The organism is Exiguobacterium sp. s138 (genome assembly GCF_018618775.1).
Lineage (GTDB): Bacteria > Bacillota > Bacilli > Exiguobacteriales > Exiguobacteriaceae > Exiguobacterium_A > Exiguobacterium_A artemiae.
On sequence record NZ_JACSMW010000003.1, the window covers coordinates 380,518 to 395,060 of the forward strand.

Annotated in this window: 9 protein-coding genes; 4 read left to right on the plus strand and 5 right to left on the minus strand. The window is 41.2% G+C overall.

The window, feature by feature from the left end; all coding sequences use genetic code 11:
• The first annotated feature begins 222 nt into the window (after positions 1 to 222).
• Both KNP91_RS09140 and KNP91_RS09145 read left to right on the plus strand, forming a co-directional pair.
• Positions 223 to 4,053 (plus strand): AAA domain-containing protein, encoded by a 3,831-nt coding sequence (locus tag KNP91_RS09140; protein WP_214849776.1) that lies wholly within the window; start codon positions 223 to 225, stop codon positions 4,051 to 4,053.
• A gap of 26 nt (positions 4,054 to 4,079) precedes the next feature.
• The gene (locus tag KNP91_RS09145; protein ID WP_214849779.1) at positions 4,080 to 5,939 is read left to right on the plus strand and encodes a phospholipase D-like domain-containing protein; all 1,860 of its coding nucleotides are present in this window, start codon (positions 4,080 to 4,082) and stop codon (positions 5,937 to 5,939) included.
• A 90-nt stretch (positions 5,940 to 6,029) separates the two neighbouring features.
• Here the strand turns inward: KNP91_RS09145 and KNP91_RS09150 are convergent, their stop codons facing one another.
• The gene (locus KNP91_RS09150; protein ID WP_214849781.1) at positions 6,030 to 7,481 is read right to left on the minus strand and encodes a hypothetical protein; all 1,452 of its coding nucleotides are present in this window, start codon (positions 7,479 to 7,481) and stop codon (positions 6,030 to 6,032) included.
• A 266-nt stretch (positions 7,482 to 7,747) separates the two neighbouring features.
• On the minus strand, positions 7,748 to 9,496 hold the full coding sequence (locus tag KNP91_RS09155; RefSeq protein ID WP_214849783.1) for a hypothetical protein: 1,749 nt from the start codon (positions 9,494 to 9,496) through the stop codon (positions 7,748 to 7,750).
• A gap of 346 nt (positions 9,497 to 9,842) precedes the next feature.
• Between KNP91_RS09155 and KNP91_RS09160 the strand changes: the two genes are divergently transcribed.
• Positions 9,843 to 10,277 carry a sigma factor gene (locus KNP91_RS09160; protein WP_214849785.1) on the plus strand — a complete coding sequence of 145 codons (435 nt, stop codon included), beginning with the start codon at positions 9,843 to 9,845 and terminating at the stop codon, positions 10,275 to 10,277.
• Positions 10,274 to 11,110 (plus strand): tyrosine-type recombinase/integrase, encoded by an 837-nt coding sequence (locus tag KNP91_RS09165; protein ID WP_214849788.1) that lies wholly within the window; start codon positions 10,274 to 10,276, stop codon positions 11,108 to 11,110. Before KNP91_RS09160 ends, KNP91_RS09165 begins: the two co-directional genes overlap by 4 nt.
• Here KNP91_RS09165 and KNP91_RS09170 read toward each other — a convergent pair.
• The 3 genes from KNP91_RS09170 to KNP91_RS09180 all read right to left on the minus strand — a co-directional run bounded on the left by KNP91_RS09170 (position 11,091) and on the right by KNP91_RS09180 (position 14,542).
• Positions 11,091 to 11,909 (minus strand): tyrosine-type recombinase/integrase, encoded by an 819-nt coding sequence (locus tag KNP91_RS09170; RefSeq protein ID WP_214849790.1) that lies wholly within the window; start codon positions 11,907 to 11,909, stop codon positions 11,091 to 11,093. The two genes, KNP91_RS09165 and KNP91_RS09170, sit on opposite strands and share 20 nt — an antisense overlap.
• 134 nt (positions 11,910 to 12,043) lie before the next feature.
• Entirely contained in the window at positions 12,044 to 13,267 is a 1,224-nt protein-coding gene (locus KNP91_RS09175) for an acyltransferase family protein (RefSeq protein WP_214849793.1), read from the minus strand.
• A 108-nt stretch (positions 13,268 to 13,375) separates the two neighbouring features.
• Complete coding sequence (locus tag KNP91_RS09180) at positions 13,376 to 14,542, minus strand: nucleotide sugar dehydrogenase (protein WP_214849795.1); 1,167 nt, start codon at positions 14,540 to 14,542, stop codon at positions 13,376 to 13,378.
• Position 14,543 lies beyond the last annotated feature (1 nt).

Sequence of the window (14,543 nt, forward strand, 5' to 3'; positions counted from 1 at the left end):
ATCCTTATTTTTATGAATATTCCATTTTTTAATCAAAAAATGGAATAAAAGTGTTTTTATTTTATTTTTAACCATTTATGATTATTCTTATAAAGTTCTTTTACGTTTCTTATTTTTTCAAGCGAGGTGTTTCTTATTATTCATTCATCTGTTGTATCCCCCACTTCCATTCATATGGAATTAACTACAAAAGCCATTGATGATCTAATGGCTGTTTTAAGCATGTCTTCCATTTACGGATCTCCACGTTCCCTTGCCCTGGACTTCTTCCGTCTGCAACGTCAGTATTCGATGCAGCTCGAAAAAGATTATGATTCTAGAGGCGAGACCACCGTTAACTTTTATTTTGAATTAGAGGCCAACCCTACGTTTCGTCTCGTCTTTCCGAAAAAGACATTGCGGCTGAAAACGGTCATTAAACCGGACTGCTTTTTGCTTATCGCCATTCAAGAAGTCGACCGCTCGTTTGCCCAACCAAACAGTCGTCGTCTGCCAATGGAACTTCAGCTTCTGTTTTATCAAAATCGTACCAAACAGTTGCCTATCAAGGAGGACATCTTCGTCCAGATTCAAAAACTTCCTGTTGCTCGTGAACAATCCAAGATTGTACAACAACGCCTGAAAAGCTGGGAAATTTATTTAGATTTATTAAATAAGAACGCTCTGGATAATGAACTGACGTTAGATTATATAACGGCTCAGCCTTCGAAAAACTTCCGGGAGCTTCACGTGACTGTGCAGTACTTAAAAGAGTATATCGAGCAACGCCGAATCGTACGGTTTAACGCTACGTTACTGTCTGTAACGGAGACTGGCCAAACAGAAGAAGAAAAAGTCGGGACCATCAAGCGGGCAGTTCCTTCAAAAAATCTGCTCGTCATTGAGCTTGAGGACGATTATGTTGAACTCCTCCGCATGAACAAATGGGCGGTCCCTGTCATAGGACAAATCAAACTAAACAATTTCGGAGACTTGGCGCAAGCCCGTAATCTTCGAAAAGGATTCCATGACCTTCGAAGAGGGAATGTACAAAATCCGAATCTAGAGTATCTGATTTTCGATGAAGAACCGATTACCCCCTCTTCTTTACATACCAAAGAAGTTGTATTTAAGGATACATTGCGTGACAACCTGAACCCTTTTCAACAAGATGCTGTACTCGGTGCGCTCAAAGCACAAGATCTGTTTTTAATTCAAGGTCCGCCCGGTACCGGAAAAACAACGGTCATTGCAGAAATCTGCTATCAAAATGCCGCCCGCGGGCTACGAACGCTCGTGGCTTCGCAATCCAACCTGGCTGTTGATAATGCACTCAGCAAACTCCTTCAACATCCGTCCATCCGGATTCTCCGCAAAGGACGCACGAATAGCATCGAGGAAGAAGGAAAAAAATACATCGAGGAAAATATTGCCCGGACCTGGAAAAATCAAACGTATCAATTAGTCGAAAACGATTTGATTCTGTTTAAAGAAGAAGCTCAACTGCAAACCAATAAGATAGAAGCCTTAGAACGAGACGTCAAACAAAAGGAAGCGTTGCTTGCAAAAATTGATGAATTGGCGTTGATGAAAAAAGAAGAAGCTCCATTAAAAAAGGACTTAGCCGCAACCGTTGAAAGATTGGAGACCGAGCAAGGCACCTTCCATCTTCTTTCGGAGAAAGTACAAGTGACGGAACATCAGTTGCTTCAATTAGTTGAACAGCGAGAAGCGACGCGCGATCAATTGCATCAATTGAATGATGAAAAAAAGCGACAGGTGCAATTGGCGGAGTACGACCGGATCGAACGGTCGTTGGCTGAGGATATGGATCGACTGAAGCGTGTCAGAGACTCAAAAGCACGCATCGAAAAGCTGGCGAAACAATTGGATGATGCCTCACATGAACTTAAGGAAATCCAAAAACAACAGGCAATTCTGCAGTCTCTGGATCCCTCCATGTCTTTAAATCGGTTGACAGAATTCATGGACGAATCCACGATTTCGATTCCAAGTTCATTGTATGAGACCGAACGTAAAATAAGAGAGTTGCGCATCCTGCTGAATGAAGAAAGTTTTCCGACCAATCAAATCGACGAGTGGATTTCAACCATTCGGATGTTCCAAGAACGTCTTCTTCCGGCCCTTCAACCTTTCGAAGTGTATCCGGATCGTTCTTTTGATCTGATTGAGCCGGCTACTGACAAATGGAACCGGCAACAATATGAAGTCTTTTTAAGAAGAATCCGTTTTCACCTGATTGATTGGAAAGCTCCGAATTGGTTGGAACAGGTTCAATATAAACTGACTAAAAAATATCCTGCATCCATCCAGCAGTCCATTACTTATTATCATGAACTCAGCAGTCACCTGAAGGCCTTGAACCGGATGGTAAAATCGCAACAAAAGAAAAGCGAACAACAGCAACACTACCAATTGATGTGCACCGAGCAGGAACAGAATGTTCGCGCGATGATTGATACTGTAATCCGGTTCAAAAACCAGGATGCCACTTCTGCTGAAAAAAAGGTTCTTTTCGCACAAGAAGCTTTATCGAACCTTAAAGCCTCTCATGAAAAAGATTCACTTTTAGTTCTGGCCAACTCAAACATCGAGGACTTGCAAAGAAAATCACTTCAAAATGACAAGAATAAGCAACTGTTGCTCGATGTTGCCCATACGAAAGAGCGTTGTCAGAAAGAACTGATCACTCTTGAACAAAAAATCATCTCAGCTGAAAACGAAAAATCGGTGCTTTTGGCAAAAATGAACGAAGTGAACAGTAAGATAAAAAATTTAAAAGAACAGCATGCGTCGTCTCTTCAAACGCATAAGACGAAACTCGCCGAAATTAAATCCGCGGCAACAATGATCGGGAGGGTTACGGCTGCAACGCTTCGTCAACGCATTATAGAAATAACTGAGCAAATTGCTGCGTTAAGCGAATCCATTAATGATCGGGAAGAGTTTATCAGAATGAAAGAAGTCTGGAAAGGCCTTCTGGAGACAGCTGAAAATGAGGATTTAGAAGAAATCCGTCAGCTCTACATTCGTCATGCCAACGTCATTGGGACGACCTGTCTGCAGTCAGCACGACGTGACTTCATCGACGACTATCCTGATTTCGATGTCGTCATTATTGATGAAGTCTCAAAAGCAACACCGCCGGAACTTTTAATTCCCATGCTCAAAGGAAAAAAAATCATTTTGGTCGGAGATCACCGGCAGTTGCCTCCGCTGATCGGTGAAGAAACCATCGAAGAAGCAGTCGCCGCTCTCCCCCTTTCCCAACAGGAAGAGGCAAAAGAAACGTTGCAAGAGTCTTTATTTGAACGACTGTTTGAAACGCTGCCGTCCGAGAATAAACAAACACTCCGCATCCAGTACCGGATGCATGAGTCCATCATGCAGACGATTACACCTTTTTATAAAAAAGATGACGTCCCGGGGGCATCCGGTCTGACGTGTGGCTTGCAAAATTCCGATGAAGAACGCGATCACTTGCTGGACGGCCGGTATGTTCAGCGCGGTCAACATTTAATGTGGTTTGATTTACCAAATGAAAAAGAGTTTTTCGAACAAAGGGAAGCCGGTAATAACAGTATTTTCAATCTGGAAGAATTGAAAATCGTCAAAGGATTGATTCTGGATATCGAACAGGCCGTCATAAAAGCAAAAGATGAAGGCCTGATGGACAAGCATGTCAAAAAAGAAGTCGGTATCATCAGCTTTTACGGAGAACAAATCCGTCGTTTGAAAGCACTCGTCGATGACGAAATCGAAACATCACACTTAAAATTCCGAATCGGAACAGTCGACCGGTTCCAAGGAATGGAAAGCGATATCATTATCGCTAGTTTCGTCCGGAACAATCGCCAGGGGACAATCGGTTTCTTAAAAGACTATCGCCGGCTCAACGTCGCGCTTTCACGGGCTAAAGAGTTATTGCTCATTACAGGGAATTCTGCAACCCTCATGAAACAATCTAAGCATGCGGCGATGTTCAAGGAACTGATGCGCACCGTTCAGCAGCAAAATGGACTGCGTGATCACCTCGGACGATTTCTAGGATAAATGACAGGAGAAAGAAGTGAAGCGAAATGTTATGGACGTTAGAAACAGAACAAACGGAAGATGAATTGCAACAGACAACCATCCAGAATCTTCTTGAAAAAAAACCGCACTGGCGGTTATTACAGGTAACAGAATGGCAGTTGCCCATCATTACTTATGAAACGAAAGTCACTTCCGCTACCAAAACCCGTCTCGATGTCCTAAAAAAAATGATTATGAAACTCGTCCAACGATGGGAAAACATGACTACGTTTAATCTTGTTGAGTTTTTGCATGTCGATGAGGTCTTTATTCAGGACGTCGTACGTCAAATGTTGAACGTTCATGTACTGGAAGAAGCGCACGACGGGAGCTTGTCTTTAACATCGTTAGGGGAAAAACAACTGGCTGCAGGAACCGTACTCAGTTCTCCTAGAACGGAACACTTTTCTTTTCATCATAATGCACTTCAAGGAGAAGTTTTACCGGATGACACAGGTAATCGCTGGATTAAGGATGACTGGTCGCTCCCCGGTTACCGCTATCAATCAACTGAATTGTCTCTCGAGAATCTAGTACTGGACAGCACAGGGTTACGAGAATTCTTAAACGAGACGAAACAAGTATTTGAAGTGGGTGGAAAAGAAAAAATCATTTCTTCCATCGAGCCGCTGACTCCAAAAGAACGACAGTACGCAAAGGTCTTGGAATGTCACCTGTATGATGTGTTGACGGATCAAGTCTTCTGTCAGGTGTGGAACGGGGCTATCAGCAAATGGGATGAAGACCTCCAAACTGAAATCACACAGCACGAAGAGGACAGTTGGCGGGATAACTATGAAATCGAGCTGGCTCCTCATTTAACGAAACGCTATCAACAATTAAAGCAAGACTTCGCATTGCTCGAAAAACAGACAACGTCAAATAAAAAGCAGACGAAACTGTCCGTTCTGCGCGGGATCGACATCCGTAACAGTTTCCTCAACTCGTTTAAGGAAACCAAACGGAAGATGTTAATGGTATCTCCGTGGATTTCCGAAAACGTCGTCGACGGACAGATGTTTTCCGTCCTCCGCCAATTTGCGGAAGCCGGAAATACGTTATATATTGCCTGGGGAATCGCCAAACGCCGGGAATGGGAAGACCGGGCTCCGGATCAAGATTTACTTGATCAATTGCAAGCCATCACCCATCCGGACGGTACGCCGGCCGTGTTCGTCCGCTGGTTCGGTAATCAGCACAACAAGGAAATCGTCATCGACCAGACGACGTTGTTGCTCGGATCACTTAACTGGTTATCCTATCGGGGAGACTATAATCTGCGTAATGAATCCGTCATCGTGACACCGGATCCGGTCGTCATCAAGGAAACGACCGAGCATATCGAAGAGAAGTTCCTGACGGCTCTTGAACAGGATTTACAACAACTGTTACTCTCCAATCAATCGCACAATACACCATCCGGATTCGACCGGACTGCCGTGTTACAATGGCTCAAAGAAATCGCCCTTCTTGACAGCTTCTTTGAAAAACGCAAGCACTTAATCAGCGTACTGCAAGATGCCCTCCGCGAGGAGGAAAACGAACAGTTGCTGTATGACATGCATGTATTCTTGATGACTTACGAACTGGAAGAATTCGGAGCCATTGAGTACTTGACAGCGCTACTGGCAGAAGAAGATAAAACACGGGCTGTCACTTATTACAGACAAGCCTTGAAATCGCTCCCGCTCAGTCATTTGTGGCATACGCACGAAGCACTCGCTGATCATACGGAATGGTTTGATTCATTTGAAGAGATCCGCAAGCAGGCACAGTCTAAAAAACCGGCTGCCACTCCTGTCAAAAAATCATCGAAAAAGCCGGCGAAGACACCAAAAGCCAAACGTACAAAACAGGTAAAATAACCTTCCCCATCGTAAGACGTTCTCTATCGAAACGAAAACAGGCCAATTTGATCCGCGTGGATCGGATTGGCCTGTTTGTTTATGTTGATCTTATTTCATCTGATTCAACAGTTGATATTTCTTTTTCACTTCGTTTGGTACAGCGGTAAACGTCACGTCTTTCACTTTGACCAATCGATTGTCGGATAACGTAAAGAAGGTTTTGCCTTTTTTAATGACTTTATACTCTTTGTTTTTGTTTACAGGTGTACCGGATTTGATGATTTTGCCGCCTTTTTCGCAATAAAACTGCGTTTTTGTCAGTTTCGTCTTCATCTTCCCGAGCATGGTAGGGGCATAGTAGAATTTCCCCCAGTACGGATGGGCGATGCTGCTGACGTTGTATGAAATCACTGGATTCAAATAACCGATTTCTTTAGACAGCTGAATCTTATAAGCATCTTTTGCTGCGACCACATAAGCTTTTGAAATTTCAGTCCACTTGTTGGAAACCGTCACTTTCCCGCTGCTGCTACCGTTTATTTTTACACTTACTTTAGTAGAATCTGTACTTTTTAATTTAACCTTTGTTGTAATATAGAGCTTTTCTTTAGTTGTTAGCGTATATGTGTCTTGATCAGTATTAGTATTTTCTTCGAGTAATGTTCCTTCATATCCTTTACCAAACGAATAATTGGCTCCATTAATCTCGGAGTAAGCGACTGGAGAATGCGTTATTTTAAAACGATAAGGTACCTCGTAATCTAGTTCTACATTCTCATGTTGGATACATAAGATATACGTTCCCTTTTTCAAATATTCAACAAATTGAGCACTCATTTTTCCATCGTTGGCTCCTTTTGTTCGAATTCCACTCCAAATGTTTTTCCCCGACGTATTCCATAGACTGAATTCAAGCTGATTGTCCGGCATAGTTGCGCTGTCTAATTGAACCCGTCCGTCTTTAGTAATCTCAAAACGATAAAAATCTCTGTCGAAACTCTCATCATCATACTCCACAAACTCACTGGCAAGATCATCTGCCATTAAGCTGGCCTGATAGATGTTATTCAATTCGATTAGATTGGCAGTAGACTTTGAGTTATTCACTTCCCCTTCATATAAGCCGTCATTGTCTAGCGAAAGTGTCAATTCATATTTATCACCAGGGTAAATATCACCAAAGTTTAATCTCATAAAATAAGTACCTTTTTTTAAATAAGCATGGATGCTGTTCGTATTGGACTCGGGATCCAATGAAACAAAGTCAGCGTGTACGGTTTCGTTTTTATCGATGATGGAAATATCCACATCCGAAAAGTCATCAACAGGCATCTCGTCTAGTTTGATTGTCACTTTTCCTGCATTAGTCACATCTAACTGGTAAAAATCAGCCGCATCATCCTCGTAATCTATACGCTCCGACTCTACTTTTACTGATTTTGATCCGTTTAAGGTAATGACTTCTGCCTCTTCCAACTCTTCTTGCCCACTGTTGGCACTTACATTTAAACTACCGTACCAAACAAAAATAAAACTGCATAATAAGATAAGTTTCTTCATTTGCTCAATTCTCCCTTTTATTAGTATCCACCTTAAAAAGTATATCTTTTCCATATAAACAAAACATTTCATCAAATTAATTTCAGGTCAATATGTTTCTAATTTTTTAACTTATTGGGATTATGATTGATTTGTACTCCTCTCTCATTTCCTTTCACTCATCCCTTTCGAACTTCAATAGCAATATGTTGCATCATATATTCCTATAAAAAACAGTCCCTTATTCGCTTGAAATAAGGGACTGTTAAAGGAAACCACCTGTTTTTTTAGTTTAATGAGCTGAGTGCAAAAATACGTGCATAATCATTTTTATCAAATGCGATGTACAGATACTGACCGTTCACATGATAGACCGATGCATTGCTGATGGTATATTTAGCGAAGTTTTTCTTTGATTTATCCAAATAATACGTAAACGGTTTTTGATAGTTGTATGTTTTTGTCGCTTTTCCAAAAGCGGTTTTGATTTCTGTCTTCGTCAGCGTTCGTTTTTCTAGTGCAGGCAACAGGACAACGAGATCGATTTGATCCGCACCATTTCCATCATACGAAGCAGACCGTGCATACAGCGTATTGCCACTCCACTTTCCATTCCACATCTCATTTGTTTTGGGGATATACATTTTTCCTGCTACCCCGCTGATTTTTTTATACGAGGACTCCGGAGCAACGGTTCCTTCAAATGCTTTGTTCGTCAAAATGCTTTGGCGGTGCCGTTGTAACCACGGAACATCCTTCAACGAAGACAATTTTGGCGGAGCGACGACCTTTCCGGTCACGCTTGTCGTGAACCCTTCATATGTTGCTTTTAATGTGTATGTCCCGACACTTTTCCCAACCAGTTGATTCGATTTTAGATAGGCTTTGGTCGGTGCATTAATCGCCCAGGTCACACCGTCTTTCACCTTTACTTTTTTCCCGTCAGCTTGTGTCAGTTCAATCGAAAGTTCTTCCGACGTGCCTGTCATCACTTCCTGATGTTCTTTTAAAATATTGATCGCGACAGGACGTTTTATGACGTTGCGGCCATCAAATACATTTATGTTGCCATTATTTGAACGCAACAGAATTTTTTGAGCACCGTTCGTTAGTTTGACGGTCGAATTTCTGTTTACTTTTGAATTTCTGTCCAATGAGGTATGAATCGTTCGGCCTGACCGTTCGAACATGGAAAACTTTTCTGAATAATTATAATAAGTCGCCGCGATAAACTGACCGGATTCATCAATGTCAATGTCTTTGAAATCGATTTTGCCGAAATCAGATTTTGCATTCGTCATAAATGTATTGGACGTATGTAGTTTTTTGAAGTCCTGTTTTCCGTCATATACTTTCAACTGCGGACTTCCATTTTCCCCAAGGGCCAATAATCCGTCACGGTTAAAATCAAACACTTCAATCTTTCCGTCCTCAGGATGAATGACCGTTTTGTATGTTCCATCATGTCCATAAAAGTAGGCGTCATTTGAATTGATGACAGCTATTGTATCATTTGAGGTAAGAATTCTACCGAAATGATTGGTTCCTCTGGAAAACGTGATCGATTTCTGATCCAAGTCATAGCCGAACAGCTTGCCATCCGCTCCTTTATTCGACATTCCGATTAACGTATGAGAGTTCGGTAAAAATTCAAGGTAGTAAAAAATAGATAACGTTTCGTTTTTATTCGGAATGGAATCAATTTGTTGGACCATCTCTGCAAACTCGTCATAAATTTTAATGCTTGTATTTTCAATGATGGCCACCAGTTTCTGATCATCGGAAACTGCATAGTGTTTTCCGATATCCGAAGTTGAGGACGTTATACTTTGAAGCTTTTCTCCACTCTCCAAATCAACCAATGCAATCGTATTTGCTGACGTCTTCGTCCATGCCAAGTTCTGTCCTTCAATCAGTTTAAGATATCCTGTACTTGCAAAAGAGGTCGTACTTGGAAAATCGACCATTGCTTGTACGTTCACCGTTCCTGCACTCAGTGTCAAAGCCGTAGTCAATCCTATTAGTATTTTTTTCATAATTGAAATACACTCCACTTCTAAAATTCGTTTCTTCATGTAGTGTACCGAACAAAACCTTTGAATATTTTCTATTTTTTTGAATATAAGTAAATATAAGTTTTTTTCTTTTCGAACATCTTCTTGGATAAGTAGAGTTATCCTGAAGCGAGTGGCGGAAACAGGCGGTTTTTCAAGAAGAATGATGAGTGTAATGGAGAAAATGAAGGGAATTGGCATTTTAAAAGATGAGAAAACCGTTGGCATGATTCAAAAAAGGTGATTTGAAAAGAGGGGATAACTCTACTTATACTAAAACTACCGCGGAATACATAGATATGCATATCTCAGATTGGATTCTTTTATAATGAATGAAGCGTTAAAACAGTGGATGCCCCTCGTCAATTCTCTTCTCTCCCGTCTCTCGATTCATCCGAATGAACAGGATGAATGCCGCCAGGCTGCCCTGCTCCGTTTATGGAAATCAATCGAAGAAGGCAAGGTCATGACCGTCACTTTCGCCCGGATTCGGGCGAAAGGGGCAATGCTCGATTACTTAGCAACCCGCAACCGGACACTCGCCGGTGAAGTCGCCGTCGAGACATTACCGGAACTCCCTCGTCAGCAGCAAGTCTCGTTCACCTACTTACTCGACCAACTGAAACAGGAACTCTCACGCAAGGAATTCGCGATCCTCCAATCCCTGCTCCACGGAAACGAGGAGACACTCGGTTACTCGCCGGCCCGGCTCCGATCTCTCAAGTCGGAACTCAAACGGAAGGTCCAGGAGATTCTCCTATGATGACGTTTTACTTGGAACGGTTACTGACAATCATCGAACAGTCACCGCGTTACAGTCCGCTGACAAAAAAAGCCTATCGCGCCGACGTCCGGCATTTTTGTGCCCACGCTAAAACAATTGATATCCCTTCCCTCCATCGCTATATCTCGTTCTTAAAACAAACCTATGCCCCGACGACCGTCTCCCGACGGATTCATGCATTGGCCACACTATTTGACGCCTTAGTCGCTGAAAAATCAATCCCCGCGAACCCGTTATCCCGCATCAAGAAACCATCGCGACCGATTCCGAAACACCGGACCGCCTTTAGTTATACTGAAGCGCGACGCGTCATCGAGACCTTGCAAGACGAAACGATGTATACGTTCTACTTCCTACTGTTACATACAGGTCTTCGGTTCAACGAAGCACGACAGTTACGCCAAACCGATCTCGACCTGACCGAACGCCAACTGTTTGTCCGTCACGGCAAGGGACAGAAAACACGCTACGTCCCGCTCCACGACGAGCTGGTTACTGCCCTGATGCGCTATCTCGATGTTCAACCGAATGACGGTCCCTTATTTCAAAACACTGCTGGAGGTTTGCTGGACCCGAATCAGACCCGGAAACAACTCCGGCTTGCCAGTCAAAATGTCTTAAAACGGACACTCCGACCACACGATTTACGGGTCACGTTCGCGACGACGATTTATCGGGAACATCGAGCTGATTTACTGACTGTCATGCGCCTGCTCGGCCATAGTGACGCGAAGACGACGCAACAGTATATCCTGCCGTCGTCAGAAGTCGCCCGCTCCTCGATCAATCGGCTCATGCCGACAATGCATTGATGATGTGCTGGAGCTTCGTTTCCTGGCTGAGGATGTAACCTTCCGTCGTTCGAGAGCTACCGTGACCAAGTAACCGTTGAATCTCAAGTAGCCTGCAATCTCCCGTCTGATAGAGATATGTGGCAAAGGAAACACGTAAGTCATGCGGATGTAACGGTCGTCCACGGGTAGCGAGTGACTGTTTGCGTAACGTATCACGCGCTTGTTGCTCATTGATTGCTTGACCACGAGTGGAACGAAAAACGAGTCCTGACGTCCGTCCTCCTAAAAATGCTTGGAGCTTATGAGCAAGTTTCTCTCCCAGCGGAACCGTCCGCAAGCGTCGTCCTTTCCCGTGTCGCACGAGTAAAGTGAACGTCGTAAATTGAATGTCTTCGATCGACAACAAACGGGCCTCCGTGAAGCGGAGGCCCGTTTGACTGATTAACTCGAAGAAGAGACGGTAGGTCGGATGATTGATTTGACGAATCGCTTGAATCGCCTCTTCAAGCGGATGATGCTCACGTTGTTGGACGTGCTGATGAACGATTGGACGGACTTGTTTCATCGGATTTATTTTGATCCGTTTTGCTCGGACCAGTTCATTTCCCAGTGCCATCAACGCATGGTATCGTCGCATCGCCGTTGCTGGTTTATAGTGTTGAATCAATTGATCAAAATATGCTTGAAGAGACTTGACCGACCATCCCACACAAGAATTTTTCATCTGCCGTAGATCACTTCGATAAGCTTTGATTGTCGATTTACTGTAATTAGTTTCATTTCCCAAGTAATAATTCAAGTATATAAAGTGATTCATTAAGCAAACCTCCTTTAAAGAGTGTCCTATATAAATCCCCATTTTATTTTTAAGCTAATCGTTTTATTCTGACTAATTATTTAGTCATTTTTCTAAAAAAATCAAACTATTGAATATTTATTTTTTTGAAGAAACTAAGCAACTTTTCTTTGCCTATTCACTATTTTAATTATTTTTAGACCTAAATTAATTGTAGGAATCTCTAAATATTTTTGTAAAAAGTGAGCAAAAAAGATTGAGTTTAAAATTACGATTAATATTAAAAGTTCAATTTTCACAGTACCACGTAACATATTAACAAAAGCCATTAATACAATTGGATGAACTAAATATAAACTAAATGAAATTCTCCCTAGATATAGTAAAAAAGGATTTCCTAAAAAAACTTTTATATATTTTGAACTTAGTACTAAAATAAACAACAAAAAAACACTAAACGCTATAGTAAAATCAACTATAAAATTAAAAAATAAACTTGTACTAATTTCTTTACTATATTTCATTGAGCCAATTCTAGGAATAATCCATTCGTTTGTAATTCCTAAAAGTGTTACTAATCCGACAAATACTCTAAATTTTATAGTCATTTTTTCAAATACTTTTGATAAACACAACTTATATTTTGCTAACAATACTCCAAAGAGAAAAAAGATTGAATAATAAAATGTATATCCGATGTTGTTTATGAATAATGAAAAGCTGCTAGGCGGCAAATATAAGTATAAACACACACAAAAAATCCAAATAAATATGAATATAAGAAAAGAGAATATACTAAATAAAATTGTTTTATTCAATTTTATTCTATTAATAAAAATTATTATAAATGGTAAAATTATAGAAATTCTCATTTCATGAATTAAACTCCAAGTAACGGTATTTAAATTATGTATTCCTTGTCCTGACATAAGCAACATAGAAACAAATAATTTTAAACTAACTTCTTCTGACCACATCCAGTTAAACCAAATGCTCGTAACTTTAAAGTTATCATCCATTAGGGAAAAAATCGTGTAGACCTTATATATCAAAAAAGACAAAACTAAAATGGATACGTACGGGATATATATTCTACAAATCCGTTTTATTAAGTAATTTTTATAATGAAATGGTCTCCCATCAATCTGAGGTAATGACAATACAAAACCACTAAGTACAAAAAACAAAATAACCATCTCATGTCCCGCCCACAAAATATGCACCGGAGAATATGAAATAATATTAATTAACATATCTGAGTTATCGCGGTGAAGATGAGATGCATATATTGATGGAATTACTAGTAAACAATGGTGAATTAAAACAATTAATGAAGCAATACCTCTGATTGAATCGAGTTCTTCGTATCTGGTTTTCAATTCTACTCTCCTTTCTCCTTTTAACTTTTTTAAATACAATAAAACACTCAGTAATATTTTAATATTACTGAGTCACATTAAAAGAATTCTAAGTTTATATTTCCTAAATTAGTCACGACTATACAAATCACGTGTATATACTTTATCTTCAACATCGCTCAACTCAGGATGCATCCGATTCGAAAGAATGACATCCGATTCTTGCTTAAACGCTTCAAGATCACGAATGACACGAGAATTGTAGAATGTATCTTCCGTCAATACAGGTTCGAAGACTGTCACTTCGATTCCTTTTGCCTTGATCCGTTTCATGATGCCTTGAATCGACGATGCCCGGAAATTGTCTGAATCAGTCTTCATTGTTAGACGATAAACCCCAACGACTTTTGGGTTTTGTTTGATGATTGTATCCGCAATATAGTCTTTCCGTGTCCGGTTTGCTTCAACGATTGCCCCGATGATGTTATTCGGTACTTCATCATAGTTCGCCAACAGCTGCTTCGTATCTTTCGGAAGACAATAACCACCATATCCAAAAGATGGATTATTGTAGTGGTTTCCGATTCGGCTATCGAGCCCAACACCTTCAATGATTTGCTTCGTATCAAGATTACGGACTTCTGCATACGTATCGAGTTCGTTAAAGAACGCGACACGCATCGCTAAATACGTATTCGAGAACAATTTGATGGCTTCTGCTTCTGTTGAATCTGTCAAAAGAATCGGCACATCTTTTTTAATGGCTCCTTGAAGTAAGAGATCAGCAAACTGTTGTGCCCGTTCTGACTGTTCACCGACGACGATACGTGACGGATACAGGTTATCATGAAGAGCTTGACCTTCGCGGAGGAACTCCGGTGAGAAGATAATATTCGGTGTATCGAATTTCTCTTTTAGCTCTTGTGTGTAGCCAACCGGTACTGTCGATTTGATGACCATCGTCGCATCCGGATTGATGGCAAGGACTGTTGCGATGACGCTTTCAACGGTCCGAGTATTGAAATAGTTTCGTGTTGGATCGTAATCCGTCGGAGTCGCAATAATGACGAACTCAGCATCTTTGTATGCTTCAAAATTATCGGTTGTCGCATGCAGATTCAATTCTTTGTTTTGTAAAAAGTTTTCGATTTCAGCATCAACAATCGGTGATTTCCGATTATTAACGAGTTCGACACGTTCTTTAATGATATCAATCGATGTGACTTCATTATGCTGGGCGAGCAAAACTGCCATAGAAAGACCAACGTATCCCGTTCCTGCTACTGTAATTTTCATT

What these genes read in the sequence shown, in the direction of transcription:
- KNP91_RS09170 (WP_214849790.1), bottom strand. Translation starts at nt 11,909, where the DNA reads ATGAATCACTTTATATACTTGAATTATTACTTGGGAAATGAAACTAAT.
- KNP91_RS09155 (WP_214849783.1), bottom strand. Translation starts at nt 9,496, where the DNA reads ATGAAAAAAATACTAATAGGATTGACTACGGCTTTGACACTGAGTGCA.
- KNP91_RS09145 (WP_214849779.1), top strand. Translation starts at nt 4,080, where the DNA reads ATGTTATGGACGTTAGAAACAGAACAAACGGAAGATGAATTGCAACAG.
- KNP91_RS09160 (WP_214849785.1), top strand. Translation starts at nt 9,843, where the DNA reads ATGAATGAAGCGTTAAAACAGTGGATGCCCCTCGTCAATTCTCTTCTC.
- KNP91_RS09140 (WP_214849776.1), top strand. Translation starts at nt 223, where the DNA reads ATGTCTTCCATTTACGGATCTCCACGTTCCCTTGCCCTGGACTTCTTC.
- KNP91_RS09150 (WP_214849781.1), bottom strand. Translation starts at nt 7,481, where the DNA reads ATGAAGAAACTTATCTTATTATGCAGTTTTATTTTTGTTTGGTACGGT.
- KNP91_RS09180 (WP_214849795.1), bottom strand. Translation starts at nt 14,542, where the DNA reads ATGAAAATTACAGTAGCAGGAACGGGATACGTTGGTCTTTCTATGGCA.
- KNP91_RS09165 (WP_214849788.1), top strand. Translation starts at nt 10,274, where the DNA reads ATGATGACGTTTTACTTGGAACGGTTACTGACAATCATCGAACAGTCA.